Origin of the sequence: Lysobacter enzymogenes (assembly GCF_017168095.1) — a bacterium.
GTDB classification, from domain to species: domain Bacteria; phylum Pseudomonadota; class Gammaproteobacteria; order Xanthomonadales; family Xanthomonadaceae; genus Lysobacter; species Lysobacter enzymogenes_D.
Genome location: NZ_LXSD01000433.1, coordinates 1 through 379, shown reverse-complemented (window position 1 = coordinate 379; position 379 = coordinate 1). Strand labels below are relative to the sequence as shown.

Here is a 379-nt window from a genome sequence, read left to right as displayed (position 1 = left end):
CGGCGGCGTCGATGCCGGCGGCCAGGCCGCTGGTCACCGCCAGCCCGGTGCGGGCCAGGGCGCGGGCGAAATCGGTGGCGTTGCCGAGCCCGGCCGGCGTCGGCGAGCGGCTGCCGACCACGGCCAGCGCCGGGTGCCACAGCAAGCCGGCTTCGCCGGCCACGAACAGCGCCAGCGGCGGGCTCGGCGCGCGCCGCAGCAGGGCGGGGTAGTCGGGATCGCTCCAGGCGATCAGCCGGTGACCGGGCTGCGCCAGCCAGTCCAGCGTGCGCGGCCCGGCGTCGCCGGCCCAGCCGGCTTCGCGCCAGAGCGCCTCGTCGGCCGGCGCGCGCAGCCGCGCGGTCTGTTGCGGCGTCAGGCCGGCCTGCGCCCACATCGA

Annotated in this window: 1 protein-coding gene; it reads right to left on the bottom strand. The window is 79.7% G+C overall.

Annotated features, from left to right (window positions below):
• On the bottom strand, positions 1–379 hold a 379-nt coding region (locus A7A76_RS18640; protein WP_206412610.1), incomplete at both ends, for a DNA-processing protein DprA.